This is a genomic window from Deinococcus murrayi DSM 11303, assembly GCF_000482805.1.
GTDB classification, from domain to species: Bacteria; Deinococcota; Deinococci; order Deinococcales; family Deinococcaceae; genus Deinococcus; species Deinococcus murrayi.
On sequence record NZ_KI519502.1, the window covers coordinates 47,547 to 72,059 of the forward strand.

The window sequence follows — 24,513 nt, forward strand, 5'->3', positions numbered from 1 at the left end:
GGCAACCTCCAGACTGGCGCGGTGACCGACCTCCCAGAACCGCTCCTCACCATCAGTCACTTCGCGCGGCTTTCTCGGCTGTCGCCCAAAGCGCTGCGGCTTTACGACGCGCTGGGGCTGCTGCGCCCGGCTCAGGTGGACCCGGCGAGTGGCTACCGCTTTTATGTGGCGGGTCAGCTCGAAGAGGCCCGTCTGATTGGGCTGCTCAGGCGGCTGGAGATGCCCCTGCCGCAGATTCAGGAACTGCTGCGGGCACCCGGCGCGGACCGGGCAGAGCTGCTGGCACAGTATTGGCAAGGCTTGCAGCGCGGCATGCGGGAAAAGGAGAGTCTGGTCGCGTACCTCACGGGCTATTTCGGCCAAAAGGAGACCCAGATGTTTGAGATTCAGGAACGGGAAGTGCCGCCCCTCCAGGTCATCGGCAAGCGGGGGCGGGTGCATCTCGGTGAGCTGCCCGCGTTCATTGCCCGCACGTTTCAGGAGTTGCAGCGCCACCTAGCGGCCCAGGACGCCCCGTTTGCCGGGGCACCCTACACCCTCTTTTACGGTGAAGTCAGCGCCGACTCGGATGGCCCCGTCGAGGTCTGCATCCCCTTTCTCGGCCAGGTTTCGCCGGGCCAAGGCATGACGGTGCGGCGCGAACCCGCCTTCCGCGAAGCCTACGCCACGCTGACCGGAGCGCAGCGGGGGCAGGTGCAGGCCATCCTCACTGCGCACGACGAGGTGGCGGGTTGGCTCAAGCAGCACGGCAAGACTCTGGCTCGCCCCGCCCGCGAGGTGTACCTCCAGCCCCAGGAAGGAGAAGAGGGCGAACGGCAAGCGGCCCTGGAAATCGCTTACCCGTACTGGGCCGAGCGCTGAAGCAGGCAGGAGAAGCGTCCTCCGGCCCGGCGGGCGGGCAGAGCCGCTAGCATGCCCCCCGTGAACCGCTCCCTGTGCCCCCGTTCCGAGGCCCAACCGTGGAAGGGCTGATGCTCGCGCAGGTGCTGGGGGACCTTGCCCCGCACCTGCCCGCCCGCACGCTGGGTTGGGTCTTTCCCGACGAGACGACGGCGGCGCTGCTGCTCGACGGGGTGGGCAACCTCGTCTTGAGTTACCGCCCGCCGCAGCCCGTGGTGTTCCTGACGCGCGAGCGGCTGCGCGGGGACCCGCACAACGGCTTTCAGCGCTTCCTCGCGGCGCGGGTGCGCGGCGACCTCACGCGGGCCGAGCAGCTCAAGCTGGACCGGGTGTTCGCGCTGCACTTTGCCGGAGAGGAAGGCTTCGTGCCCCAGCCCCCCACCCGGCTCCTTTTTGAGGTGACGGGGCGCAACGCCAACCTGCTGGTGCTGGAGCCGGGCGAGGGCTTTGCGGGCCGCATCCTGCTGGCCGCCCGCGAAATCACCGGGAGTCGCAACCGCTTCCGCACGGTGCGTTCTGGGGGCGAGTACACCCCGCCTCCTCCCTACGACAAGCTCGACCCCCGCACCCTGACTCCAGAGGAGGCCCGCTCGCTGGCTGCCCTGCCCCTGGGTCGCTGGCGCGAGCGGCTCGACGGGCTGGGGCCGCTGCTGGGGGCCGAACTCGTGCGCCGAGCGGGGCTGTCGCCCGCCGAAGCCCCCGGCGAGCGCTGGCCGCAGGTGCTGGACGCCGTGCGTTCGTTGGTCGCCGACCCCAGCGTCGCAGAAGGCGTGATGGAGGGCGGTGCCCGCGAGGCCGCCCGTGCCGAAAAGGCCGCCCAGCTCCGCAAGGCGCTGCGCGAGCCGCTAGAGAAACGGGTCACCCTGCTGGAGAACCAACTCGCGGACGTGGCCCGCGCCGAGCAGGCCCTGGAAGCCGCCGCCGGGGACCGCGCCGAGGCCGACCTGCTGATGGCCTATGCCCACACGGTCGCGCCAGGGGCCGCCTCGGTGCTCCTGCCCGCCTTTGACGGCAGCGGCGAGGTCCCGGTGGCCCTCGAACCTCAGCTCAGCGCCGTGCAGAACGCCGAAAAGCGGTACGCCCGCGCTCGCCGGCGCGAGGAGGTCTACGAGCGGCTGGCAGAGCGTGAACCCACGCTGCGCTCGGAGTTGGCAGAAGCCCGCGCCCGCCTCGCGCACCTGGAGACCGCCACCCTGGAAGAGCTGGAAGCCTTGTCTGCCACCTTGCAGCAGGAGCGCCCGGAAAAGAGTCCCTACGGTGCCCGTTACACCACGCCGGGGGGATTCGAGGTGCTTGTTGGGCGCAACAACAAGGAAAACGCCGTCCTCACACACCGCTTGGGCCGCAGCATGGACCACTGGTTTCATGCTCAGGGCTATCCCGGCAGCCATGTCCTCGTGCGCTCCGGCGGGCGCGACCTTGACCTTCCCGACATCCTGTATGCGGCGCGGCTGGCGGCGGCCCACTCCAGGGCGCGGGGCAGCTCCAACGTCCCGGTGGACTACACCCGCATCAAGCACGTGTGGCGGCCCAGGGGCGCTCCTGCCGGACAGGTGCACTACACGGACCAGAAGACAGTGTTTGTGGAGGGGACGCTGCCGGAATAGCGGCCAGCCGCCAGCCGTCATCTCCCAGCAACGCCGGGGGCTTTGGCCGAGGAGCTGAAGCTTTGGTCGGGCTGGCGGCTGGCCGCTGGCGACTGGAGGCTCACCGCCGATAGCTGCTCCCCTCACGCCCCCCCCTGCCCGGACCCCCTACAATGCCCGGCTGTGGAACGCATCATGTTCAGGGCCAAGATTCACCGCGCGACCGTCACCCAAGCGGACCTCGACTACGTCGGCAGCGTGACCATCGACCAGGACCTGCTCGATGCGGCGGACATCCTGCCCAACGAGCGGGTGGACATCTACAACGTCACCAACGGCCACCGCCTGAGCACCTATGCCCTGAGCGGGCCGCGCGGCAGCGGCGTGATTGGCATCAATGGGGCCGCCGCGCACCTCGTGCAGCCCGGCGACCTCGTTATCATCGCGGCCTACGGCAACTTCAGCGAGGAAGAAGCCCGCACCCTCACGCCCCGCGTCGTGATTGTAGACGCGCACAACCGCCCGGTAGAGTTGCAGCCCGCCTGAACGCGGGTGGCAGCGGCAGGGGCGCGGGGGGAGGGAGGAATAAGACTCCTTTGCGCCCCTGCGGCTTTCTGACGAAAATCTAACAACTCAAATCCAGTCCAGACAAATCCTCAGAGAGCCTTTACACTCCGGAATGTGAAGGGGCAGCGGTGGGCTGGAATGTGGGGACTCGCCGTGGGGGGAGGCGGGCTGCTGTGGGCGGCCAGCACCGGACAGACCCTCCTGCTGGCCGGCTTGACGGTGGCGCTTTGCGCCCTAACCTGGCCGCTGGGGGGGCGCTGGCGGTGGGTGCCGCTTTTGGGGTTTGTGGCGACCTTTCTGCTCTCCGCCGTGTGGGGGGCGGGCCTGAGCCTCGCGGGGTTGCTGGGTGCCCTGCTGCTGGTGGGCGGGCTGGGGGCGCTGGGGTTGCGGGACAGCGCCTTAACGGGTGAGGTGACCGGGCTGCGGCAGGTCGCGGCGGCCTTGCAGGGGGGCAGTGGGCGCTTGGTGGAGGCCAACCGCGCCGAGGACATCGTGCGGGCGGGCGTGGCGCTCGTTGCGGAACTGGGCTTTGCCCCGCACCTGGCGTATGTGGGGTACGTCCGTGGGTTGCCGCAGGTGCTGGGGGCGCGGGGTGCCTTTGCCGAGTACGTCCACCGCCCCATCTTTCCGGCGGGCGACAGCCACAGCGTGCAAGCCGACCACGCCCTCGCCGACGAGGTGCTGGCCCTCTTGCCCCCGGAGGCACGGGGCGAGCACCTCAGCGTGCCCGTCACGGGGGGCGGCCATGATCTGGGCCTGCTCGTGCTCAGCCGCCCTGGCGTGCCCTTTAGCGCCGACGAGCGGGGCCTGGTGGAATCCTGCGCCTGCCTGATGGGGGCGCAACTGGGGCAGTGGGAAGCCATCTGCGAGCTGCGCGACGCCAATGACCTCACCCTGCGCTCGCTGGGGGCGGCCCTGGAGCGGCGCGATGATGAGACGGGCGGCCACACGGCCCGCGTGGTAAGTGCCAGCGTGCGCCTCGCCCAAGCTCTCGGCTGGGATGAGGAACGGGTTGCGGCCCTGCGGCGGGGGGCCTACCTGCACGACCTCGGCAAGCTGGCGATTCCCGACCGGGTGCTGCACAAGCGCGGACCCCTCGACACCGAGGAGCGCCGCATCATCGAGTCGCACAGCGTGATTGGGTACAACCTGTTGCAAGACCTGCATTTCCTGCCCGCCGAGACCCTCGACCTCGTCCGGCACCACCACGAGCGCTGGGACGGCAGCGGCTACCCGGCGCGGCTGCGCGGCCACGATATCCCCGAAGCGGCCCGCCTCTTTGCCGTGGTTGACGTTTACGACGCCCTGACGAGTGCGCGGCCCTACAAACCCGCCTGGCCCCGCGCCCAAGCCCTGCAAGAACTCCGCGCCCAGGCCGGGCGGCAGCTCGACCCCCACTACGTCGCAGCCTTTATCCGCATGCTGGAAGCCGAAGAGCAAGACGACGTGCGCTTGGTGTCCTGACCTTTTTGCTTCCCTCAGCCGGGCAGCGCGGCGAGGTCCGCCCGCGTAGGGGCATACGCGCCGGGCCGCGCACAGGCCGCCGCCGCCGCCCGCAGGCCAAAGCGCAGGTGCTCGGTCCAGAGGGCTTGCGGCTGCTCGGTCGCGCTCACGAGCAATCCCGCGCACAGGGCGTCTCCGGCCCCCACCGTATCCGCGACCCGCACGGGGACGGCGGGGAGGTCCACCCGCCCCGCGGCGTGAAAGAGGGTGGCCCCGGCCCCGCCCCGCGTCAGCACCAGCGGAGCGCGGGGGTTGAGGCCCCGCAGGTGCCGCAGCGCGTCTTCTTCGCTCTGTCCCGGAAAGAAAAAGGCGAGGTCTTCGTCGCTGAACTTCAGCAGGTCTGAGAGGCGCGTGACCCGCTCGAAGGTGGCCGGGTAGTCCGGGTGGCGGTGCGCGGTGCGGGCGTTGGGGTCAAAGCTCACGCGCACCCCCGCCGCCTTTGCCTCCGCAACGAGGGCCAGCAGCTTTTGCGCGAGCGGAGGCCGCGCCAGGCTGATGCCACCCACGTGCAGCCAGCGGGCCGCGCGAAGCCAGCCCTCCGGCAGCCGCGCCGGGTCGAAGTGCAGGTCGGCGCTGTTCTCGCCGAGAAAGCGGTAGGCGGGCGGGTCAAGCTGGTAGACCACCGCCAGCAGGGTGGGCTGCGGGACCCGTTGCAAGAAGCGCTCGTCGAGGCCCGCCCTCGCCCCCACCCGCGCCAGGTCATCCCCGAAGTTGTCCTCGCCCACCGCCCCCGCAAAGGCCGAGCGGACCCCCAGCCGGGCACAGGCGCGGGCCACATTCCACCCCGCTCCGCCGGGGTGCGCCCGCCACAGGCCCTCTTCTCCGGTGGTCACCAGGTCGGTCAGGGCTTCTCCGGCACTCACGATGGCGGGCAACGGCGCGGGGGAGGTCATGGGCCACAGGGTAAGGGACGGGGCGGGGGAGAGGGGACCAGGGTTGTTCAACCTTTGACCACAGCGGGGAGGGGGCGGGGGCTTCACCCGGAAGGTGCGCCTGGCTGCGGCAGCCGCCCCCCGCCCCCGCCAGACTGTCCCTCGTGACCGCCCCCGACCCCGGTTTTGCCCATCCCTTCCGGGCCTATACCCCCGCCGCCTACACCTTTCCCCTGCCGGAGGGCCACCGCTTTCCGGCTTACAAGTACGCGGGGGTCCGCGACCGCGTGCGGGGGCTGCTGCCCGTGCTGGACACGCCTGCCCTGCGCTGGGCCGACGCCGCCCGCATCCATGACCCGGCGTGGCTGCGCCGCTGGCGGCGGGGCGAGGTGACGGCGGCGGAGGAGCGGGCTTTCGGGTTGCCCTGGAGTCCGGGGGTGGTCGAGCGTGCCCGCCGCGCCGCCGGGGGCAGCCTCGCCGCGCTGCACGACGCTTTGGGGTGCGGCTGGGGCGCGAACCTCGCGGGGGGCACCCATCACGCCTTTCGCGACCGCGCCGAGGGCTTTTGCCTCATCAACGACGCCGCCCTGCTGACCCGCATCGCGCTGGATGAGGGCCTGGCCCGGCGAGTGGCGGTGCTCGACCTTGACGTTCACCAGGGCAACGGCACGGCGGCCCTCCTCGGTGCCGAACCCCGCGCCCTGACGGTCAGCGTGCATGGCGAGCGCAACTATCCCTTTCGCAAGGAGCGCAGCAGCCTCGACCTTGGCCTGCCCGACGGGGTGACGGACGGCGAGTACCTGGAGGTGCTGCGTGGGCAGGTGCTCCCCGCTCTCGAAGCCTTTCGGCCTGACCTGCTGCTGTACCTCGCCGGGGCGGACGTGCTCGCTGGAGACCGCTTCGGACGCTTCGCGCTGACGCTGGAGGGGGTCGCGGCCCGCAACCGCCTGGTGCTCACCTGGGCGCGGCGGGCCGGGGTGCCCGTCGTGACCATGATGGCGGGGGGCTACAACCGCGACCACGCCCTGACGGTCGAAGCCCATGCCCGCGTCGTCCTCGACGGGCTGGACGTGTTCACCGCCTGACGGGTCTAGACACGGCAGCCCCCTTTGCCCACACGGGGGCAAAGCTGCCCCTCGCGCTGGCGTGGCATTCCTCACAGAGCGGACCTTCAGAAGGTAGGCCAGGGGGGATTCAACCTTGAACAGACCTTGTACAGTCTCGTCAGGTTCAAGTTCTCGCCTCTCGCCCTCAGGAGCCGCCGTATGACCCTCAACAGCACCCTGACCACGTCCACCCTGCCCCTGACCGACTTGCACCGCCGCCCCCTGCGCCGTGGCGAGACGCTGTACTATGCGGGGGACGCGGCTCCTAGCCTTTACCGGCTGGAGAGCGGTTTGCTGCGGGCGGTGCGCCTGACCCCCCAGGGCCGTACCCTCACCGTGCGGCACATCTGGCCCGGCGACGTGTTTGGCGAAGAGACCCTGCACGGCGTCGCCCGCGCCCATCAGGTCACGGCCCTCACCGATGCGTCCGTCGTGCCCCTGCACCCGCAGCACCTCGGCACTGCCGAGCTGTGGGAGGTCACCCGCAGCCTCAGCGCCCAGCTTCAGCGGGTGATGAACGACGGCGTTCACATCCAAAGCGGCGAGCTGCGCGAGCGCATCGCCCGCTATCTGCTCAATCTCGCGGAATCCAGCCTCGGCGGGCGACACGGCGACGGCACCCGCTTCGTGCGGGCCACCCACGAGCTGATTGCAGAAGGCACCGGGGCCACTCGCGAGAGCGTCTCCAAGCTGATTGGCGAAATGCGCGACGACGGTCTCTTGACCCCCGCCTACCGCTGCATCACCCTCACCGACGAGGCGAGCTTGCGGGCACTGAGCGGCCACCACGGCGACTAGGCCGCGCGGGGGGGGCTGGCACGGTTCTCTCTCCGTTCCCCCGTCCACGCTCTAGACTCGCCCCATGCGGATTCGCCTCGACCCCTGGCCCGTCGACATGGAGGGCGGGCAACTCGGCCTCCAGCGGTTTGACGGAGAACTCATTGACATCGAGACGCCACGCTGGGCGGCGGTCCCGCCCCGGCCCATTCCGGCGCGGCTGCAAACCGTGTACGTCGTGGACGGCAAGCGGCGGATGGAATCGCGCGTGTTTATCGAGGACGAAGGCGGCGCGGCGGGCCTGGGGGGGTTCGGCGCTTACGTGGTGGGGGCGGTCGAGCTGTGTCCGCACGGGAGCCGCCCGGCCACCCTGCGCGATGTGCGGGCCGGACGGGTGCTCGCGCACGCGCCGGGGCTGCGCGTCGACCCCTGCCGCCTCTCGCCGCGGGACCCCCACACCGGGCAGTTGCAGTACGAACCCGTTGTCGCCGACAGCGCCGAACCCCTCGCGCCCCTGCACAAGCTGCAACAGCTCATGCTGCACGCCGAGCAGGAGCTGTCGCACGGGCTGGCCTCGGCGGTGCCCTTTTCCGAGGAAGACGAGCGCGAGGCCCTGACCGCCCTCACCCTGCAAGACGGCACCCTGCGCAGCCAGAACCTGGGGGGCGCGGTCGTGGGCTGCGTCAAGACGATGCAGACCCAGTATCTGCCCCCCGACCGAGCCGGACTGCTCGCCGAACTCCAGCCCGGCGAGCGCACGCCCATCTTGCACCTGCGCTCCGAGCATGGCCGGGTGACCCGCTTTACCTGGTACGTGCGGCTTTGCGAGGCGGCCTTTTATCAGCATCCCCTGTCGGGCGTGATGCGGCTGGAGATGTACGCCCCGGAAGACCCCGACTTCCTGCCGCCCATCGTGCGGACCGTCGCCAACCTCAGCGGGACGCTGCTGCGCCGCCTCGCCAGCCAAGCCCACAAGGACCCCCGCGCCCCCCAGAACCTGATTCCGACCGCCGCCCTCGAACAGGCGATGACCCGCGCGATGGGGAGCGCCGACCTGGTGACCCGCCGCCTGCGGGCGCATATCGCCCGCGAACTGGGAGCGGCGTCGTGACTCCGCCGGACCACGAGAGGGGCGAGCGCCTGGGCATGGTCCTGGGTACCGAGGACGTCACCCCAGTGTCCTTTTGGTTTGCGGTAACGCCGGGGGCGAGCGTGGGCTTAGACGACCTGGTGACCGTGCAGACCCGCAAGCCCGACGGCTCTCCCGTGCACTTTTATGGCATCGTCGACCACGTACGGACCCGGCACGAGGGCGTCACCTTTGACAGCGACGTCGCGGATGTGGTGGCGGGCCTGCTGCCAGCTGCAGTGAGCTACGCGGCCCGCGTGCAGGTCACCCGTGTCAGCCCGGAGAACTTCATTCCCCCCCAGCCCGGCGACGAGGTGCGCCGCGCACGGGGCGAGGACCTGCGGCTGGCGCTCAGCGCGGACAAGATGAAGCGCTCTTTCCCCGGCGGCCTCCTCGCCGATGGGCAGGTCTTGCCCCTGAACTACCAGTTTGTCAACGGCGAGCAGGGCGGCCATATCAACATCAGCGGGATTTCGGGCGTGGCGACGAAGACGAGTTACGCCCTCTTCCTGCTGCACGCCATCTTCCGCAGCGGCGTGCTGGATGCCCGGAGCGAGGGCCACCGCACCCGCGCCCTGATTTTCAACGTGAAGGGCGAGGACCTGCTCTTTCTCGACCAGCCCAACCGCGAGGTCGCCCAGCGCGAGGCGGATACCCAGGCCGCCAAGGGCCTGCCCGCCGGGCGCTACGAGCTGCTGGGGCTGCCCATGACCCCCTTTCGCGACGTGCAGTTCCTCGCGCCCCCCAAGGCCGGAGCGGGCGACGTCATCGTGCCCGACGTGGAGCAGCGCCCCAGCGGCGTGACCCCTTTCGTCTTTAGCCTGCGCGAGTTCTGCGTGCGGCGGATGCTGCCCTACGTGTTCCCCGACGGCAATGCCAGCCTCAACCTGGGCTTTGTCATCGGCAACATCGAGGAAAAGCTCGCCCGCCTCGCCGCCGGGGACGACGCGCCTTACCTCACCGTCGAGGACTGGCAGCCCGACACCGAGACGCTGCTCGCCGAGGACGTGCGCTTTGACGACATGGGCCAAACCCGCCTCCAGACCTTCGCGCAGCTCATCTCCTACCTCGAATACAAGCTGCTGGAGCAAAACGACGGCGAGGGCGACCTCAAATGGGTGCTCAAGCAACACCAGGGCACCTTGCGGGCCTTTATCCGGCGCTTGCGCGGGGTGCAAAAGCACCTGCAACCGCTGGTGCGCGGCGACCTGCCGCCAGAGCGGGCGCAGGCCTACCGCCCGGACATCCTGAAAGCGGGCGTGCAGACTACCGTCGTGGACATCCACAAGCTGGGGGCGCACGCGCAGAGCTTTGTGGTGGGGGTGCTGCTGCGCGACCTCTTCGAGTACAAGGAGCGCACCGGGCGGCAAGACACCGTGTTTGTCGTCCTCGACGAGCTGAACAAGTACGCCCCCCGCGACGGCGACAGCCCCATCAAGGACGTGCTGCTCGACATCGCCGAGCGGGGCCGCAGCCTCGGCATCATCCTGATTGGGGCGCAGCAGACCGCCTCGGAGGTCGAGCGGCGCATCGTCTCCAACGCGGCGATTCGGGTGGTGGGCCGCCTCGACCTCGCCGAAGCCGAGCGGCCCGAATACCGCTTCTTGCCGCAGAGCTTCCGGTCACGGGCGGGCATCCTGCAACCCGGTACGATGCTGGTGTCGCAGCCCGACGTGCCCAACCCGGTTCTCGTGAGTTACCCCTTCCCGGCCTGGGCCACCCGCCGCGACGAGGTCGCCGAGGAGGTCGGGAAGACGGCAGAAGACACGGCCAAGGACTGGCTGGGACTCTAAGGAGGAGGCAGATGAGCGACGACAAGAAACAGTCCGGCCAAGAAAAGACCATGACCCGCCACGGCGAATGGACGCCCGAAACCTCTGAGGCGGCGGCCCGCGAGGTCGAGCGGCTGGCGGACGAGAACCCCTTTGACACCGAGGCGGCCACCGAGGGGACCGACAAGACACACCTCAACCCGCCGCCGGAGCGGCTGGGCGGGGACCACTAGATTTCCTGCGAAGGTCTCTGATTAAATCGTCTTCTAAGGTTTGGAAGATTTGTGAATCTACCACAATACTCCACCACTGTCAAGCACAGATGACATACATGAGAGATATTACGTGGATACAATTTCTGTAGGTAAGAAGCTAGATCAAGCTTCCTTGCCAATATGGAGGCAATTATGAGAAACTTTTCCGCTGCCGTAATCTTCGCTGGGCTCCTTGCCTTTCCTCCGGCATACGCACAGGAGTCGTTTGATGACGTAACTCTCCAAACAGCAAACGACGAAGTAACATCTGTCGTTCCAGATGGCATTCCTGATTACATTACAATTGACCGATATACATATAACGACCCCATAAATAACTGCGGCGAGACGGGAGGTGGGGATGAATACATGTCAGCGCCTGAGACAAGTGCTGATACCCAATCTAGCGGACCTACAGAGCCTGTAAACTGCCTGGACAGTTTTACGTATGACTGGAGACCTGATACGAAAGTGCAGAAAAAGTGGTACACAATCCGTAACGTTCGTCGTTCTCAAACTGTGACAATCACCGTAGCAGGTAGTTACAACATTTCTGTGACCGCCGAAGGACAAATTAAAATTGCAAGAGTAACTGCTGGCGGAAATGTAACTGTTTCCGCCAATGCTACGTACTCGTCCAACTGGAATATCTGTGCGTCTTTCAAGGATGAAAATCTCCAATACTACCTAAGATACCATAAATGGAAAGTATATTCCAATGGAAGTGCGACCAAAACTAATGTTTATCGTGATGAACCGCAAAACGGTGGATACCTAAATAGACAAGTGGCAAAAATGAGTGGTTGGAATGCTTGCTAGGCTATTAACTCATTGGGGAGGGTGGGGTTATTTAGAGTACTGCTTATCAAGCAATGCTCTAAAAACATCTCTGAAATTTACCCCGTCCTCTCTGCTGAAACCTGTGCGGGGGTACTGCTCCAGTTTAGAAACTTGTTCGAAGCTTCTTATCATTGTTTTAGCTATCTCTTGTGATGCCGGGGCTCAAGAAACAAGAACTCCGAAGGACACGGTTACAGAGCTGGCGATAGATAAGGGATGGATTCAAGAGAAATCACTGTCATGCCAACAGGTGGCGCAGCGTTACGGTGAGCTATATGGCAAGAGGAGAGTGAGTGGCGAAAGATATTTCGCCACTATAAGCTACCTCAGCGAGGGTCTTGCGAAAGAACAGAACGTGTTGATGTCCGCATCATTCCCTATGAATGGCTACACCCTGTTATCCCCCTGGTCCCGAACCCCTGCTTTCTCTGTAGATGTGACACACAACTCACTGAGGAACTACCGCATCAATTTCCAATTTTACGAAAATAGGGGTGACCCACGCTATCGCTCAAGCGTTTGCGTTTCCATTTTTGGGCGTGGCTCCGCCTATATGAAATAGACTAAGTATCGTTTGAGAAAGGGCGAGGAGCGGAATCTTGTATTTCCGCTCCTCGCCCTCTCAGCTTACCCCGGCGTCACCACATGCGGCGCGAACGTCGCCCGGTTGTCCGTCACGCGGCCCCGGCCCTCGCGGATGCCCAGCCCGCAGACCTCGTCCCCGGCGACCCAGACGCCCAGGACCGGGTAACGGGAGCCGTCGCCCGCCGGGAAACTCGGCAGTTCGGCATACGCCTGCTCGACGAGGGGCAGGTCGCCGTAGGCCCCTGCCGTGGCTGCCTCTCCGGGAAGCTGCACGTTCTGGCCCTCGCGGGAATACAGCGGTTTGCGGACCACCTCCCCTCCCAGTCGCCCCGGCGCTAGCGAAGCGGGCAGCACCAGCCCGGAGTCGGGGTAGCGCTCGTGCAGCAGCGCCAGCAGCCCCTTGCTGGACGTGACGGCCTTCCACAGCGGCTCGATGAAGCGGGTCTGGGTGCTCGCCAGAAAGGAGGCGTCGCGCGATTCCCAGGCGTACTCGAAGGGCCACAGCCACATCAGGTTGCGGATGGGCAGCGTCCAGGTGTCCAGCAAGAAGGGTTCCTGCGGGCTGGTGCCCACCTCGTCCGCCGCGAGGAAAGAACCGCTGACGCCCGCCGCCTGTGCCAGGTCGCGCAGGTAGGTCACGGTGGCGATGTCCTCGACTTCCCGCGCCGAGCTGAAGTGCGCCTGGGTCACCCCTCGCTCGCGCACCAGGTAGACCCACTGCTCGCCTAGGCCCTCGTGAATCGTGTTCCACTGGCCCGTTCCGGCGGGCAGCTCGCCGCGCTCCAGGCGGTCTTCGAGCCATTGCCACTGGCACACCGCCGCCTCGACGAGGCTGGTTGGCGTCTGCCCGTTGACCTCCAGCAGCCGCGCCCGCCCGCGCCCGTCGTAGGCGAGGTCGAGGCGCATGTACAGGGTCGGGTCGTCCCGGTCCCACGACTCGCGCACCGCCCCATGCAGGAAGGCGGGGATGCCCAGCTCGCCCAGCCGCCCGCCCTCGATGGCCGCGCCGGTCGTCTCCAGCACCATCGCGGTGAGGTCCTGCGCGTCGCGTTTCAGCCCCTCGATTTGGCCGGGCGTGAAGGCGTAATAGCCCTCCTCGCCCCAGTAGGGGACCGGGTGTTCGGGGGTGGGGGCGTACCATGTCATCCCGACCTCCCGCAGCCGGGCTTCCCAGTCCGGACGGGGAAGGAGGGTGCGGCGTTGCACGGCCTTCACCCGCCGTAGCTCGCGCTGCCCGAACTGCTCGCCCGCCCCGTGCTCGTAAATCCGCCCCGGCTGACCCCCGGTGCCTTGAAGGAGGTCGTCTTGCCCGTGCGGGGGTCGTAGGTCAGGCCGCTGGGGGCCACTCCGCCGGAGGACGTGTAGCCCACGTAGCGGGTGAGGCCAGAGCGCAGCAGGATGTACGGCCCGAAAAAACCGCCGCTCGTCTTCTGGCAGGGGTGTTGCAGGCCGCGCCCTATCGCGTCCCGGTGGGCGAGGCGGCACTGCTCGTAGGAGGTGTATTTGGTCCGTTTGTAGCGGTCGAGGTCCAGGTCGTCGTCGCCGCAGGCCGCGAGGACGGCGGGCAGCGCCGCGAGGAGGGGGAGGTGGAAGGTTTTGGGCATCTCGCTTCCTCTACGGCAGAAGGGGGGTGCGGGTTGCGGCGGGGGTCACCGTCCTCCCCGGTCGTCCGTGGCCCGCTGGATGTCCTGTATCCAGCGCAGGGCTATCCACAGCGGCACGGCCCCCACGAGGTGAGAAAAGACGATGTTGCCTGCCGCCCAGAGGGCCATCTGCGACGAGAAGCCCAGGGACCGGAACGTGAACCAACTGGCCAGAAGGGTCAGCCCCAGACTGCTCAGGACCACCAGGACAAAGGCCCGTCCCCCCAGGTCGGGCCGCCCGCGCCCGATGCCAAACGCCATCGCCGCGCCCGCCGCCAGCAGCGTCAGCACCAGCAGGGGCGACGTGGAAAACAGGCCGCTGAAGTTGACGTTGTCCATGCCGCAGTGAACCACAGCCCGCCTCGCCCGACCCGCCCCTCTGGACACCCCTGCCCGGCCCCTCACGGGCAGCCCCTACACTGGACCCCAGACAAGGAGGGTGTATGACCACCAAGACCCACAACCGGAGCAAATGGCTCGACATCGAACTGCGCCTCGATTCGGGCGTCTACAACAAGCATCAGGTCGTCATGGTGCGCGGGCAGGGCGCGACCGTCTGGGACGACGCGGGCCGGGCCTACATCGACTGCGTGGCCGGGTACGGGGTGGCGAATATCGGCCACAGCCACCCCGACGTGGTGCGGGCCGTGCAGGAGCAGGCGGGCAAGCTGATGGTGATGCCCCAGACGCTCCCCAACGACAAGCGGGCCGAGTTCCTGAGCGAACTCGTGGGCGTGCTGCCCCAGGGCCTGGAGCGTATTTTCCTGTGTAACTCCGGCACCGAGGCGATGGAGGCGGCCAAGAAGTTCGCCATCACTGGGACGGGCCGCCAACGCTTCGTGTCGATGAAGCGGGGCTTTTCGGGCCGCTCGCTGGGGGCGCTCGCCTTTACCTGGGAGCCGAAGTACCGCGAGCCATTCGGGGACGCGGTGGACAACAAGAACGTGGACTTCGTGACCTACGGGAACGTCGAGGAACTGCGGGCCGCCGTCACCGACCAGACCGCCGCCGTCATCCTCGAACCCGTGCAGGGTGAGGGCGGCGTGCACCCCGCCACGCCAGAGTTCATCCGCGCCGCCCGCGACATCACCCGCGAGAAGGGGGCGCTCCTCATTCTCGACGAGATTCAGACCGGGTTTTGCCGCACCGGAAAGATGTTCGCCGCCGAGCACTACGGCGTGACCCCCGACGGCATGACCCTCGCCAAGGCGATGGCGGGCGGCGTTCCCATCGGGGCCTTTGCCATGACCGCCGAGGTCGCCGACCGGATGCCTAAGGGCGGGCACGGCACCACCTTTGGGGGCAATCCGCTGAGCATGACCGCCGGGGTCGCCGCCATCCGCGCCATGAAAAACGAGGGCATGGCCGAGCAAGCCCGCGAGAAGGGCGCGTACTTCATGGAGCGGCTGCGGGCCATTCGCTCGCCCCGCATCAAGGAGGTGCGCGGGTTGGGCCTGATGATTGGCGTCGAGCTGCACGAACCCAGCGCCCCCTACATCACCGCCCTGGAGCACGAAGAAGGGGTGCTGACCCTGGCCGCTACGCCGATGGTCGTGCGCTTCTTGCCGCCCATTCCCATCACCCGCGAGCAGATTGACCAGGTGGTCGCCGCCTTTGAGCGCGTGCTCGCCGCTGGCCCCGACCGCGAGCCAGAAGCGATGGTGCGCGAGGACAAGCAGACGGAGTGACACTCCCCAGAGCGAAGAAGCCGGAGCCTCGCGCCCCGGCTTCTTTGATTGGCCGCGTCTACTCCAGCGTCTCGCGCAGGCGGGCCACGTTCAGTTCCCGCGCCGGGGCGTCGAGCGCCACCTCGCCGCCGCGCAGGGCGATGACCCGTTGCCCCAGGGCCAGGGCTTCTTCGAGGTGGTGGGTCACGAAGACCACCGTGACCCGCCGCGCCGCCCAGATGCTCAGCAGCTCGCCTGCGAGGACCGTGCGGGTGCGGTCGTCGAGGGCGCTGAAGGGTTCGTCCAGCAGCAACAGCCGGGGCCGCAGCGCGAGGGCGCGGGCCAGGCTGACCCGCTGGCGCTGCCCGCCCGACAGCTCGTGGACCCGCCGCCCACCGTAGCCCTCCAGCCCGACGAGGCGCAGGGCGTCCGCGACCCGCTCCTCCCGCTCGGCGCGGGGGGTGCGGCGCTGTTCCAGCCCGAAGGAGATATTCCCAGCCACCGTGCGCCAGGGAAAGAGGGCCGCCTCCTGCTGCACCAGCGTCAGGCGGGGGTCCGGTCCGGTGACGGGCGTGTCGCCCAGCAGAATCGTCCCCATCTGCGGGCGCAGAAAGCCCGCGAGCAGCGACAGCAGCGTGCTCTTGCCGCTGCCCGATGGCCCCACCACGCACAGGAACTCGCCCGCCCCCACCGCGAGGCTCAGCGGCCCCAGGCCCGCCGGAGCGGTGGCCGAGCGGGTGCGCCCGTAGCGGTAGGTCACCCCGTCCAGCACGAGGGGCAGTCCCTGGGGCGGCTCGTCGGCGGGGACAGGGGGAGCGGGGCTGAGGGCCGTCATGGGGTCACCTCCAGCCCGTAATCCCGCCGCACCCGGCCTTCGAGCGCCCGCAACCCGGCATCGAACACGCCGCCGATGAGGCCGATGATGAGGATGCTCGCCAGCACGAGGGCGACATTGGCGGTTGCCCGCCCGACCTCCAGTTGCTCGCCAATGGACGCCACCCCGCTGATGAGCAGCTCACCGCCCACCAGCGCCCGCCACGCAAAGCTCCAGGCGGTCCGCAGGCCGGTCAGCACGTTGGGCAGCGCGGCGGGCAGCAGCACCCCGGTCGTCAGGGAGAGGCCCCGCGCCCCCAGGGTCCGCCCCGCGACCCGCAGCGCGGGGGGCACGTTGAGCAGCGCTCCGGACACCGCCAGCGCCACCGGGATAAAGCCCTCCAGGATGACCACGAACAGCACCGCCCGCTCGTTGAGGCCGAAAAAGAGAATGGCAAAGGGCACAAAGGCGATGGAGGGTACGCTCTGGATACCCGTCAGATAAGCGCCCAGTGTGGCCCGCAGCGGTCGCCACGCGCCCATCAGGAGGCCGACGAGCACTCCCAGCGCTACGGCGATGGCATACCCGGTGAGCACCCGCCGCAGGCTGCCCACGATGGCCGAGAGCAGCTTGCCGTCTTGCGGCCCGGTGCCCCACAGCCCGTAGCTGATTTCGGTCCAGACCTGCGCGGGGCTGGGAAAGACGTAGGGCGGATAGAGCTTGAGCACGGCGGTGACGAGGTGCCACACGCCCAGGAGGAGCAGCAGGCCAAGCAGTTGCCAAGACAGCACCCGCCAGCGGGGGGCGCGGGGGGAGACCGGGACGGGGTCGGTGCGGGGGGCCGGAACGCTCATCGCGTGGTCCCCAGTCTGACGAAGCTCCGCAGGTCGGGGACGCTGCGGGCGTATCCAGCCTCCACGTTGAGGGCGGCGTACTCGGTGAGCGCGTCAAGGTCTAGTGCGGTCGTGAAGCGGGTGCGGGTCATCGCCCGTTGCAAGACGCGTAAGTCGATCTTCTGTCCGGTCAGCTTGTCCAGTTGCGCGTTGATCAAGGTGCGGGCCGCCGCCGGATTCTTGTTGAGGTAGGCCACGGCGTCCGCGTGCGCCTTGAGGAAGTTGGCGACCAATGCGGGGTTGGCCTGTGCGAAGCGGGTATTCACGATGACCAGCGTCGTGGGGTAGCGCCCGCCGCGCCACACGGTCTTCTCGCTCCCGATGAGGCGGTGTCCATGGGCTTGCAGGAGCGCTCCCCATGGCTCCGGCACCAGCGCGGCGTCCACCCGCTTGCCTGCAAAGGCGGCGGCGATGTCGGCGGGGGCGACGGGCGTGATGGTCACGGTGCCGCCGTCCGTCTGGGGTCTTAAGCCCTCCTCTTTGAGGAGGTGGCGCAGGCTGATGTCCTGGGTGTTGCCCAGGCTGGGTACGGCCACCCGCTTTCCGGCAAGGTCGGCGTGGGTGCGGATGCCGCTGTCTCCACGGGCCATCAACACTGCGCCCGCCTCGCTGGCCCCGGCGATAATCTGGAGGGGCATGCCGCGCGTCGCTGCGTTGATGGCCGGGCCAGGGCCGATATAGGCGAGGTCTATCTGCCCCGCCGCGAACGCCTCGGTGAGGGTGGTGCCCGACACGAACGAACGGGCGTCCAGCTTGACCTTCCCCAAAGCCCTTTGAAAGGTGCCGCGCTCCAGCCCAATCAGGGCGGGCGCGTGGGTGAGGTTAGGAAAATATCCCAGGCGCACCGTTGTCGTGCCCTGAGCGGAGGCGACCCCCAGCAGCAGGGCCAGCGCGGAAAGGCTTCGGATGTGGATTCGGGTCATTCGTCCCTCCTGGTAGGCCCAGTGAACAGGTCAGGCGTGAGAGAGTGTCACGTGGCGCACGGTCGTCTTTAGAACGCCTGCGGCGAGCGCAGGCATGGGATGGGGGTGCTCGGTGACCGCTCTAGTCCTGCGCCGCGTAGGCCGCCTGCAGCACCTCGGCCACCTCGGGGCGGGTGAACTCGGCGGGCAGACTTTCACCCGCGCGGAGGCGCTCGCGGACCTTCGTGCCACTCAGGACGAGGTGATGGTCGGCCCCGTGCGGGCAGGTGCGCGGGCTGACGAGCTGGCCGCAGCTCTTGCAGTAATAGGTGTGCTCGAACTTCAGAATCTGGATGCCCAGTTCTTCGGGGCGGTAGGCCGAGAAGATATCCTGGGCGTCGTAGGTGCCGTAGTAGTTCCCTACCCCCGCATGGTCGCGCCCCACGATGAAGTGGGTGGCTCCGTAGTTGCGCCGGGAGAGGGCGTGCACGATCGCCTCGCGCGGCCCGGCATAGCGCATGGCGGCGGGATAGACGCTCAGCAGGGTCCTGGCGGACGGATAGTACCCCTCCAGCAGCACCTCGTAGGCCCGCATTCGCGTCTCGGCGGGCACGTCGTCGCCCTTGGTGGTGCCCACCAGCGGATGCAGCAGCAGCCCGTCGACGAGTTCCAGCGCCACCTTGTGCAGGTACTCGTGCGCCCGGTGAATGGGGTTGCGCGTCTGAAACGCCACCGTGGTGCGCCAGCCCCGCGCCTCGATGACCTGCCGGACCTCGGCGGGGGTGCGGTGATGGCCGGGAAAAGCCCCCCGCGGCACCGTGAAGAGGGTCACCGGCCCGGCCAGGCAGATGTCTGCGCCCGCCAAGAGCGCCGCTACGCCGGGGTGGGCCGGGTCCTCGGTGCGGTAGACCTCACGGGCCTCCAGGCTCTTGCGGGCCGCGTACTGCTCCTGCACGTCCAGCGTACCGACCGGCTCGCCCCCACGCGTCAGCACGACCTGGCCCCGGTAGTGCCGGGCTTCTTCCCGCCCCACCGCCAGCGTGATGGGGAGACTCCAGGGGGTCCCGTCCGCGAGCCGCAGGTGCTCTATCACGCTGAGGTAATCCGCCTCGCCTAGAAAGCCGGTCAGCGGCGAGTATGCGCCCGTCGCCAGCAGTTCTAGGTCGGCGCGGGCCCGGTCGCTCAGCTCCAGCCGAGGCCGCCCCCGGAGTTCGGCGAGGTCAACGTCATGGCCGGGGCGCTGCACGCGGTGGACGAGCGTGCCCCCCAGCGGCGCAGGCAAGGGGGCGGGGGAAGAAACGGAGAGGATGGTCATGGGTCGCCTTTCAAAAGCAGGATGAAAAGGGTTCACTGTGGGCCGAGCAAAGGGGAGTCAGAGACGGTGCTCGCCCACCCACAGGCCGCACTCGGTCTTGCCCCGTCCGGCCCAGCGGCCCGCACGGACGTCTTCGCCGGGGCGAACGGCGCGGGTGCAGGGCCAGCAACCGATGCTGAGAAACCCGTCCCAGTACAGCGGGTTGACGGGCAGGTCACGCTCGCGGGCGTAGGCTTCCAGCCGCTCGCGGGTCCAGCGGGCCAGCGGGTTGACCCTGACCCGCGTGCCCCCCAGCTCCACGAAGGGGATGTCCGACCGGGTCGCCGCCTGGTCGCGGCTGCGGGCGTTGAGCAGGGCGGAGGGGGCCTTGTCCCGCAGGTAGCTCTGGAGGGGGGCTACCTTCCGGGCCGCGCAGCAGGCATCGGGGTCGGTGGCATAGAGGCCGGGCGGGGTCTGGCCGTCTTCGGGATGAGCGCCCGCGTTGAGGGTCACGAAAGTCATCTGCCCATACCGGGCCGCGAGGCGCTCCCGCGTCGCCAGCGTTTCCGGAAAGTGGTAGCCCGTATCCACAAACACCACCTCGCCCCGGTAGCCCGCCCGCGCGGCGAGGTCGAGCAGCACCACCCCGTTGAGGTTAAAGGCGCTCGGCATCAGCAGGTCGGGGTAGGCGGCCAGCGCCCAGGTGGTGACCTCCAGCGGGTCGGTGTCCGGCGGGAAGGCGGGGGCGGCAATGTCGTCAGCCACCCCCTGGGGCGCACGTGGCCCAGGGGTCATGCCGAATACCCCAGATGCACGAGGAGCCGCCGCACCCCTTCCTCCACGCTGAGCTGGTCGGTCCGCAGGTGCAGGTCTGGGGTTTCGGGGGCCTCGTAGGGGTCCGAGATGCCCGTGAAGTGCGGAATCTCTCCGGCGAGCGCTCGGCGGTACAGGCCCTTGACGTCCCGCTCGGCCACCACCGCGAGGGGGGCGTCGACAAACACTTCGCTGGGGTTGGGCAGTGTCGCCAGCACCTCGCGCCGGGTCTCCCGGTAGGGACTGATAGCGCTCACGAGCACCGTCACCCCATGCCGCGCCAGCAGCCCCGCGACAAAGGCGATGCGCCGAATGTTGGTGTCGCGGTCTTCCCGCGTGAAGCCCAGTCCGCGCGAGAGGTGCTCGCGCACCGCGTCGCCGTCCAAGAGTTCTACCGCTGCGCCCCGCGCCGCGAGTTCGTCCCGCAGGGCCTGCGCCAGCGTACTTTTGCCCGCGCCCGACAGCCCGGTGAACCACACCACGCGTCCGGTCGCCACTGCGAGGCGGTTCAGCACCGGCGTCATGCGGGCACAACCTCCGGGGTCGGCTCGCGGCCCGCGCCCAGGACCGTCTCCGGCGTAAACCGCTCGTGGCCCACCCGGTCGGCGTACTCCACGAAGCTTTCGCCGGGAAGCTTGTTGGCCTGGAAGTCGGCCAGCACCGCGCCCGCGTACTCGCTGAGGCGCGTGGCGGGCACCACCCCCTTGAGCTTGGTTCCGGTGCGCTGCGCCTGTCCCAGACTTCCGGCGAGGTGCACGTTGTAGACCTCTTCTTCTCCCCGCAGCGCCCCCATGAAGCCCAGGTCGGCGACCTGATAGCGGGTGCAGGCGTTTGAGCAGCCCGTCAGGTTGACCGTAAAGGGCACGTCGAGGTCCGCGAACTTCCCCTCCAGCTCGTCCACCAGCCTCGCGGTGCGGGCCTTTGTTTCCGTCAGCGCCAGGCGGCAAAACTGGGTGCCCGTGCAGGCGATGGTCGTGCCGCGCAGGGTGGTCTTGGGGGCGAGGTCCAGCCGCTCCAGTTCGGCGGTGAGGGCGGCCACGTCTTCTGTGCGGACGTGCGGAATCATCATGTTCTGGAAAGCGGTCGTGCGCAGCACGCCTTTCCCGTAACGGTCGGCGAGGTCCGCCAGCCCCCGCGCCTTGTGGGGGTCGAGGCGGCCCACGGTGGTCGCCACGACCACGTAGTTCAGGCCGTCTTTCTGCGGATTGACGCCCAGCACGTCGTTGCCGCCGAAGCGGGCGACCGGGGCGGGGGGGCCGTCGGGGAGCTGACGGCCCAGGTATTCCGTCTCCACGATGTCGCGGAAGCGCTCCACGCCGATGTCTTTAATCAGGAACTTCAGGCGGCTCTTCTTGCGGTTGACCCGGTAGCCGTGGTCGCGGTACGCCCCGGCGATGGCGCGGCCCACCTCGACCACCTCGTCGGGGCGGATAAAGACGCCGAGCCGCTTGGCGAGGTGGGCCACGGCCCCCAGCCCGCCGCCCACCCACACGTCAAAGCCGACCTGCTTTTCACCGTCCGGGCCGTTCACCGTGTGCGCGAGAAAGCCCACATCGTTGACGAGGTGAATCCCCTCCAGCTCTGGGGTTCCGGTCAGCGACATCTTGAACTTGCGCGGCAGGTCCTGGAAGTCGTCATTGCCGGTCAGTGTGCCTTCCATCGCGTGGGCGATGGGCCGCACGTCCAGCACCTCGCGGGCGTCGAGGCCCGCCAGCGGCGAGGCGATGACCGCCCGCACCGTGTCGCCACAAGCCCCCCGCGGGTGCAGCCCCAGCGGCTCCAGGCGCTCGAAAATCCGGGGAATCTTGTCGATGGTCAGCCAGTGAAACTGAAACGCTTGCCGGTCGGTCACGTCCAGGAAGCCGCGCCCGTATTCCTCGGCGATGGCCGCGACCTCGCGCAGGGTAGCGCTCGCGAACTCGGCTCCCGGCACCCGCACCCGCATCATCAGATAGCCGTCTTCCTGCGGGCGCTGCGGGTAAATCCCCGCCCATTTCAGCAGGTCAGTGCGTTCGGGGTCGATGAATCCCTGCGCGGCGTACTGCGGAATCAGGTCGAAAATCTGGAAGGGCGGCAGTTCTTTTTTCAGGGCTTCGATGTCGCTCATGGGATGACTCCGGGTGAGGGGATGGGGAAGACTGCCGGGGGGGCAGTCCGGTGTGCGAGATACAGTAAATGACAAAACAGGTCAACAATGTGGGTTGTCTGGAAGACTGCACGCCTGCGAGGCAGACTCAGCGCTGCCCTACGCGTTCGGCTTGAGCAGGTGCCCCAGACAGTGCCCGTAGCTCACGCCCTGCCGGGCGTCGGTCACCAGGTCCTGCACACTGAACTCCTGCAATACGGCGAGCATCGCGTCGCGCATTCGGGTGTACACGCTGGCGCGGGCGTGGCACCGGTCCTCCTCCACGCAGGGTTCGTGCCAGTTGAGGCTGATGCACGAGAGGGGCGCAACCGGGCCGTCGACCGCCCGCACGACCTCGCACAGGCTGATGAGGTGGGGTTTGCGCGAGAGCGCGTAGCCGCCGCCCAGCCCCTTTTTGCTCTTGACCACGCCCTTCGCGCCCAACGCCGCCAGAATCCGCACCAGATAGGGCCGCTGAATCCCGGTCGCCTCGCTGATTTCCTCGCTGGGCACCCAACGGCCCGGCTCCTGGAGGCCCAGGTACCCCAGTGCCTGAAACGCATAGACATCGGTGGCCGAAAGGCGCATGGAAAAAAGCTATCAGTTGGGAGCCGCCAGCCGTTCGCAAAACAATCCGCCTCGGCCCCCGCCGGGGGTTGCGGCGGAAAGCCGAGAGCTGAGCGCCTACAGCTTCTCCCCAAAGCGCTCCCGCAGGTACGCCAGCGCCACCGGGTCAAACTGGCCGCCCGGCACCCAGCGTTCCTCCAGGTTCTCGGTGTCGAACAAGGCCCACGCCGCCGCTTCCGTCTCCGGGTCCCAGGGGCCAGCCGGAAGCGAGGTCGCGTAGTCCTCGACGATGAGGAGGGCACGGAGCCACTCCAGTTCGTCCCCAGTCAGCTCGCGGGTGGTTTCGGGCCGCCCGAACAGGAGGTCGTGAATGCCCAGCAGCCGCTCCAGCTCCCCGCAGGGGTCGGGGTGGTCGTCGGCGCGGAGGTTGACCCAGTCGTCGGTGAGGCCGCCATACCCGCGCCCCGGCCCCACGCACAGCAGGGCCGCCGACTGCCGCCCCCGCCGGTCGCCACCCGCCGCGTCCCCGGCCCGCAAAGCGGCGAGGAGGCGACGGGGGAGAGGCTGGCCCTCGGCCCCTTCCCACGCCCCCCGCATCGCCCCTACGACCTCTGGCCCGGTCAGGATGTTGCCCTGAATCGCCACGTCGGGGGCCGCGAAGCCCCCCGCCCAGGCGTGGCAACCCTCGCCGCTAAAGGTGACCGAGCGCCCGTCTGCCCCCACAACCCCGAACTGCCGCTGCGTGATGTCGGGGTCGGTCCGCCCGAACTCGGCGGCGACCTCCTGGGGCGAGCGGCCCTCCGCAAGAAGCCGCAGGCCATCGGGGCCGTAGGTGGGGTTGACGTAGCTCTGGGTGGCGACCGCCCCCACCCCCGCCCGCGCAAAGGGCACCAGCGCCCCCACCGCCAGAAACTTGCTCGCCACGGCGACGCCGAGGTCGCCCGTGGCGGGGTCGCGGCCCACGATGGAAAAGGTCATGGGAGGGAGGCTACCAGAGCCGCGAGCAGGGACGCAGGTTTCCATCTTGGCCGCATGCCAGGGGCGGGGGCAGCCCTGGCTGGCGGCGGGCCGCTGGAAGCTGGTAGCGTCTCTCCCGATGCCTGCCCCCTTCCCCGCCCTCGTCACCGACCGCACCCGCCGCCTGGGAACGCGGCTGTGCGTCGGCCTGGACCCCCGCGCCCACCTCTACCGCGACCTCGCGCACCTGCGGGCGCACACCCTGGACGTGCTGGAGGCGACCGCCCCCTATGCCGCTTGCGTCAAGCCGCAGCTCGCCTTTTTTGAGGCGCTGGGGCTGCCCGGTTTCCGCCTGCTGGAGGAAGTCTGCGCCCTGAGCCGCACCCTGGGCCTGCCCGTGCTCCTCGACGGTAAGCGGGGCGATATTGGCTCGACTGCCGAGGCCTACGCCCAGGGCTGGCTGGCGGGGGGCCACGCGGGGGATGCCCTCACGGTCAATCCTTTTCTGGGCTTCGAGACGCTCACGCCCTTTGTGGAGGCGGCGCGGGCCAACGGCGGGGCCGTCTTCGTCCTCGTCAAGACGAGCAATCCGGGGCAGGCCGACCTCCAGGGCGGCGGCCTCAGCGAGCGGGTGGCGGCGGAGGTGGCGCGGCTGGGGGCCGAGGAACCGGAGGGCGAGTACGCCAGCGTCGGCGCGGTCGTGGGGGCCACCCACCCCGGCGACCTCGCCGCCTTCCGGGCCGCCATGCCCCGCGCCCTGCTGCTGCTTCCCGGCCTGGGGGCACAGGGAGCCGCCGCCGCTGACCTCGCCCCGGCCTTTCACCCCGGTGGGACGGGGGCGCTGGCAAGCGCGAGCCGAGCGGTGCAGTACGCGGACGGCCTGAGCGTGACCGCGAGCCGGGAAGCGGCCCGGCGCTTGCGGAATGAGCTGAACGCCGCACTCGGCT

At 68.6% G+C, this 24,513-nt stretch carries 25 protein-coding genes; 12 read left to right on the forward strand and 13 right to left on the reverse strand.

Annotated elements, in window-relative coordinates; translation table 11 throughout:
• The first annotated feature begins 21 nt into the window (after positions 1–21).
• The 4 genes from H565_RS15130 to H565_RS0110615 all read left to right on the forward strand — a co-directional run bounded on the left by H565_RS15130 (position 22) and on the right by H565_RS0110615 (position 4,517).
• Positions 22–861, forward strand: coding sequence for a MerR family transcriptional regulator (locus H565_RS15130; RefSeq protein ID WP_034409272.1), 840 nt, complete (start codon positions 22–24; stop codon positions 859–861).
• Positions 862–959: 98 nt separating this feature from the next.
• Positions 960–2,507 (forward strand): Rqc2 family fibronectin-binding protein, encoded by a 1,548-nt coding sequence (locus tag H565_RS0110605; RefSeq protein WP_027461010.1) that lies wholly within the window; start codon positions 960–962, stop codon positions 2,505–2,507.
• A 162-nt stretch (positions 2,508–2,669) separates the two neighbouring features.
• Positions 2,670–3,032, forward strand: a complete 363-nt coding sequence (gene panD, locus H565_RS0110610) for an aspartate 1-decarboxylase (RefSeq protein WP_027461011.1) — start codon at positions 2,670–2,672, stop codon at positions 3,030–3,032.
• A 159-nt stretch (positions 3,033–3,191) separates the two neighbouring features.
• Positions 3,192–4,517 carry an HD domain-containing phosphohydrolase gene (locus H565_RS0110615; protein WP_084542957.1) on the forward strand — a complete coding sequence of 442 codons (1,326 nt, stop codon included), beginning with the start codon at positions 3,192–3,194 and terminating at the stop codon, positions 4,515–4,517.
• Positions 4,518–4,531: 14 nt separating this feature from the next.
• Here the strand turns inward: H565_RS0110615 and H565_RS0110620 are convergent, their stop codons facing one another.
• Positions 4,532–5,449 (reverse strand): carbohydrate kinase family protein, encoded by a 918-nt coding sequence (locus H565_RS0110620; RefSeq protein WP_027461013.1) that lies wholly within the window; start codon positions 5,447–5,449, stop codon positions 4,532–4,534.
• Between the two features lie 143 nt (positions 5,450–5,592).
• Between H565_RS0110620 and H565_RS0110625 the strand changes: the two genes are divergently transcribed.
• The 6 genes from H565_RS0110625 (at position 5,593) to H565_RS16460 (ending at position 11,285) form a co-directional block, all read left to right on the forward strand.
• Positions 5,593–6,513, forward strand: coding sequence for a histone deacetylase family protein (locus H565_RS0110625; protein ID WP_027461014.1), 921 nt, complete (start codon positions 5,593–5,595; stop codon positions 6,511–6,513).
• Positions 6,514–6,693: 180 nt separating this feature from the next.
• The gene (locus tag H565_RS0110630; protein ID WP_027461015.1) at positions 6,694–7,332 is read left to right on the forward strand and encodes a Crp/Fnr family transcriptional regulator; all 639 of its coding nucleotides are present in this window, start codon (positions 6,694–6,696) and stop codon (positions 7,330–7,332) included.
• Positions 7,333–7,396: 64 nt separating this feature from the next.
• Complete coding sequence (locus H565_RS0110635) at positions 7,397–8,422, forward strand: DNA double-strand break repair nuclease NurA (protein ID WP_027461016.1); 1,026 nt, start codon at positions 7,397–7,399, stop codon at positions 8,420–8,422.
• Positions 8,423–8,457: 35 nt separating this feature from the next.
• Complete coding sequence (locus H565_RS0110640) at positions 8,458–10,233, forward strand: ATP-binding protein (RefSeq protein WP_051363553.1); 1,776 nt, start codon at positions 8,458–8,460, stop codon at positions 10,231–10,233.
• An 11-nt stretch (positions 10,234–10,244) separates the two neighbouring features.
• Positions 10,245–10,445, forward strand: a complete 201-nt coding sequence (locus tag H565_RS0110645; protein WP_027461018.1) for a hypothetical protein — start codon at positions 10,245–10,247, stop codon at positions 10,443–10,445.
• A 174-nt stretch (positions 10,446–10,619) separates the two neighbouring features.
• Entirely contained in the window at positions 10,620–11,285 is a 666-nt protein-coding gene (locus tag H565_RS16460; RefSeq protein ID WP_157468998.1) for a hypothetical protein, read from the forward strand.
• Between the two features lie 648 nt (positions 11,286–11,933).
• Here the strand turns inward: H565_RS16460 and H565_RS0110650 are convergent.
• Genes H565_RS0110650 through H565_RS0110660 form a run of 3 tightly spaced genes read right to left on the reverse strand, consistent with a single transcriptional unit; the run spans position 11,934 to position 13,873 of the window.
• A complete protein-coding gene (locus H565_RS0110650) occupies positions 11,934–13,097 on the reverse strand; it encodes a glutathionylspermidine synthase family protein (protein WP_027461019.1) in 1,164 nt (387 codons plus the stop codon).
• A gap of 5 nt (positions 13,098–13,102) precedes the next feature.
• Positions 13,103–13,495: a hypothetical protein gene (locus H565_RS0110655; protein WP_027461020.1), complete on the reverse strand. Its 393-nt coding sequence runs from the start codon at positions 13,493–13,495 to the stop codon at positions 13,103–13,105.
• 45 nt (positions 13,496–13,540) lie between these two features.
• Positions 13,541–13,873, reverse strand: a complete 333-nt coding sequence (locus tag H565_RS0110660) for a hypothetical protein (protein ID WP_027461021.1) — start codon at positions 13,871–13,873, stop codon at positions 13,541–13,543.
• 104 nt (positions 13,874–13,977) lie between these two features.
• On the opposite strand from H565_RS0110660, the gene H565_RS0110665 reads away from it, so the two are divergent.
• Positions 13,978–15,222 carry an aspartate aminotransferase family protein gene (locus H565_RS0110665; RefSeq protein WP_027461022.1) on the forward strand — a complete coding sequence of 415 codons (1,245 nt, stop codon included), beginning with the start codon at positions 13,978–13,980 and terminating at the stop codon, positions 15,220–15,222.
• Between the two features lie 58 nt (positions 15,223–15,280).
• Here the strand turns inward: H565_RS0110665 and H565_RS0110670 are convergent, their stop codons facing one another.
• The 9 genes from H565_RS0110670 to H565_RS0110710 form a co-directional block, all read right to left on the reverse strand.
• The gene (locus H565_RS0110670) at positions 15,281–16,036 is read right to left on the reverse strand and encodes an ABC transporter ATP-binding protein (protein WP_027461023.1); all 756 of its coding nucleotides are present in this window, start codon (positions 16,034–16,036) and stop codon (positions 15,281–15,283) included.
• Positions 16,033–16,869, reverse strand: coding sequence for an ABC transporter permease (locus H565_RS0110675; protein WP_027461024.1), 837 nt, complete (start codon positions 16,867–16,869; stop codon positions 16,033–16,035). Before H565_RS0110675 ends, H565_RS0110670 begins: the two co-directional genes overlap by 4 nt.
• Positions 16,866–17,831, reverse strand: a complete 966-nt coding sequence (locus H565_RS0110680; protein ID WP_027461025.1) for an aliphatic sulfonate ABC transporter substrate-binding protein — start codon at positions 17,829–17,831, stop codon at positions 16,866–16,868. The genes H565_RS0110675 and H565_RS0110680 overlap by 4 nt, the downstream gene beginning before the upstream one ends.
• Before the next feature lie 121 nt (positions 17,832–17,952).
• Positions 17,953–19,125 (reverse strand): sulfate adenylyltransferase, encoded by a 1,173-nt coding sequence (gene sat, locus H565_RS0110685; RefSeq protein WP_027461026.1) that lies wholly within the window; start codon positions 19,123–19,125, stop codon positions 17,953–17,955.
• Positions 19,126–19,182: 57 nt separating this feature from the next.
• The gene (locus H565_RS0110690; protein ID WP_051363554.1) at positions 19,183–19,899 is read right to left on the reverse strand and encodes a phosphoadenylyl-sulfate reductase; all 717 of its coding nucleotides are present in this window, start codon (positions 19,897–19,899) and stop codon (positions 19,183–19,185) included.
• Entirely contained in the window at positions 19,896–20,441 is a 546-nt protein-coding gene (gene cysC, locus H565_RS0110695) for an adenylyl-sulfate kinase (protein WP_027461028.1), read from the reverse strand. Before cysC ends, H565_RS0110690 begins: the two co-directional genes overlap by 4 nt.
• Positions 20,438–22,024, reverse strand: coding sequence for a nitrite/sulfite reductase (locus tag H565_RS15135; RefSeq protein WP_034409274.1), 1,587 nt, complete (start codon positions 22,022–22,024; stop codon positions 20,438–20,440). Before H565_RS15135 ends, cysC begins: the two co-directional genes overlap by 4 nt.
• 138 nt (positions 22,025–22,162) lie before the next feature.
• Entirely contained in the window at positions 22,163–22,630 is a 468-nt protein-coding gene (locus H565_RS0110705) for an Rrf2 family transcriptional regulator (protein WP_027461029.1), read from the reverse strand.
• 96 nt (positions 22,631–22,726) lie between these two features.
• Complete coding sequence (locus tag H565_RS0110710) at positions 22,727–23,587, reverse strand: DUF1028 domain-containing protein (protein ID WP_027461030.1); 861 nt, start codon at positions 23,585–23,587, stop codon at positions 22,727–22,729.
• A 118-nt stretch (positions 23,588–23,705) separates the two neighbouring features.
• Between H565_RS0110710 and pyrF the strand changes: the two genes are divergently transcribed.
• Positions 23,706–24,513 (forward strand): orotidine-5'-phosphate decarboxylase (pyrF, locus tag H565_RS15140; RefSeq protein WP_034407159.1); only part of this gene is annotated, 808 nt, incomplete at its 3' end.

What these genes read in the sequence shown, in the direction of transcription:
- H565_RS0110615 (WP_084542957.1), top strand. Translation starts at nt 3,192, where the DNA reads ATGTGGGGACTCGCCGTGGGGGGAGGCGGGCTGCTGTGGGCGGCCAGC.
- H565_RS0110620 (WP_027461013.1), bottom strand. Translation starts at nt 5,449, where the DNA reads ATGACCTCCCCCGCGCCGTTGCCCGCCATCGTGAGTGCCGGAGAAGCC.
- H565_RS0110630 (WP_027461015.1), top strand. Translation starts at nt 6,694, where the DNA reads ATGACCCTCAACAGCACCCTGACCACGTCCACCCTGCCCCTGACCGAC.
- H565_RS0110635 (WP_027461016.1), top strand. Translation starts at nt 7,397, where the DNA reads ATGCGGATTCGCCTCGACCCCTGGCCCGTCGACATGGAGGGCGGGCAA.
- H565_RS0110640 (WP_051363553.1), top strand. Translation starts at nt 8,458, where the DNA reads ATGGTCCTGGGTACCGAGGACGTCACCCCAGTGTCCTTTTGGTTTGCG.
- H565_RS0110645 (WP_027461018.1), top strand. Translation starts at nt 10,245, where the DNA reads ATGAGCGACGACAAGAAACAGTCCGGCCAAGAAAAGACCATGACCCGC.
- H565_RS16460 (WP_157468998.1), top strand. Translation starts at nt 10,620, where the DNA reads ATGAGAAACTTTTCCGCTGCCGTAATCTTCGCTGGGCTCCTTGCCTTT.
- H565_RS0110655 (WP_027461020.1), bottom strand. Translation starts at nt 13,495, where the DNA reads ATGCCCAAAACCTTCCACCTCCCCCTCCTCGCGGCGCTGCCCGCCGTC.
- H565_RS0110660 (WP_027461021.1), bottom strand. Translation starts at nt 13,873, where the DNA reads ATGGACAACGTCAACTTCAGCGGCCTGTTTTCCACGTCGCCCCTGCTG.
- H565_RS0110665 (WP_027461022.1), top strand. Translation starts at nt 13,978, where the DNA reads ATGACCACCAAGACCCACAACCGGAGCAAATGGCTCGACATCGAACTG.
- H565_RS0110670 (WP_027461023.1), bottom strand. Translation starts at nt 16,036, where the DNA reads ATGACGGCCCTCAGCCCCGCTCCCCCTGTCCCCGCCGACGAGCCGCCC.
- H565_RS0110675 (WP_027461024.1), bottom strand. Translation starts at nt 16,869, where the DNA reads ATGAGCGTTCCGGCCCCCCGCACCGACCCCGTCCCGGTCTCCCCCCGC.
- H565_RS0110680 (WP_027461025.1), bottom strand. Translation starts at nt 17,831, where the DNA reads ATGACCCGAATCCACATCCGAAGCCTTTCCGCGCTGGCCCTGCTGCTG.
- sat (WP_027461026.1), bottom strand. Translation starts at nt 19,125, where the DNA reads ATGACCATCCTCTCCGTTTCTTCCCCCGCCCCCTTGCCTGCGCCGCTG.
- H565_RS0110690 (WP_051363554.1), bottom strand. Translation starts at nt 19,899, where the DNA reads ATGACCCCTGGGCCACGTGCGCCCCAGGGGGTGGCTGACGACATTGCC.
- cysC (WP_027461028.1), bottom strand. Translation starts at nt 20,441, where the DNA reads ATGACGCCGGTGCTGAACCGCCTCGCAGTGGCGACCGGACGCGTGGTG.
- H565_RS15135 (WP_034409274.1), bottom strand. Translation starts at nt 22,024, where the DNA reads ATGAGCGACATCGAAGCCCTGAAAAAAGAACTGCCGCCCTTCCAGATT.
- H565_RS0110705 (WP_027461029.1), bottom strand. Translation starts at nt 22,630, where the DNA reads ATGCGCCTTTCGGCCACCGATGTCTATGCGTTTCAGGCACTGGGGTAC.
- H565_RS0110710 (WP_027461030.1), bottom strand. Translation starts at nt 23,587, where the DNA reads ATGACCTTTTCCATCGTGGGCCGCGACCCCGCCACGGGCGACCTCGGC.